This is a genomic window from Mesorhizobium sp. M2E.F.Ca.ET.209.01.1.1 (assembly GCF_004010375.2).
Classification (GTDB): domain Bacteria; phylum Pseudomonadota; class Alphaproteobacteria; order Rhizobiales; family Rhizobiaceae; genus Mesorhizobium.
Genome location: NZ_SADP02000072.1, coordinates 1 through 663, shown reverse-complemented (window position 1 = coordinate 663; position 663 = coordinate 1). Strand labels below are relative to the sequence as shown.

Annotated in this window: 1 pseudogene; it reads left to right on the top strand. The window is 58.8% G+C overall.

Going from position 1 to position 663, the window contains the following annotated elements:
* Positions 1-431 precede the first annotated feature (431 nt).
* Positions 432-663: pseudogene (locus tag EN852_RS34590) on the top strand (cupin domain-containing protein); the annotation flags it as partial.

Below are 663 nucleotides of genomic sequence, written 5' to 3'. Positions count from 1 at the left end.
AATGGCGGCGGCACCGGAAACGGCGGCGGCAATCGCGGTGGCGGCGATGCTCGCCACGAGCAGCGCCTGGATGCCGCGATAGATGCGGCCGCTATGATCCTTGATTGTCGCCAAGATACTCATGTCCGCGCCCCCAGAGCACGCGGCATGGCTAGGACCTCAGCCGTTAAAAAACACTGAGCGCCGCCTCTGCTTCAGCCTGTTCTTTCGCCACGGAATGGCGGCATCGTTTTTATGGTTAAAAAGTAACGATTTATGACAATATTCAGACAGGCTGATGTAGCGATTCACGTAACGCTCGACCATGAGAATGAGGCTGTCATTCGGAGACGACTTCAGGCCGGTTGCAACGACTTCTCTATAGGATGAAACTGCTTGCCGAGATGCCGCGCGCGGCCCTTTGTTCGACCAACAATTTAGAGGATCAAACGATGAAGATCATTGCGTGCGGCAGTGTGCCGACGATCATCGCGCCGGAGACATATTTTACCGGCCGGGTGCTGCAGACGCCGATCATCGAGAAAGAAGCGCCGGCGCGGCTCAGAGCGACACTGGTCAGTTTCGAGCCCGGCGCTCGCACGCATTGGCACACGCATCCGCTTGGGCAGACACTCTATGTCACCGCCGGCGCAGGCCTTGCCCAGACCTGGGGCGGGCCGATCC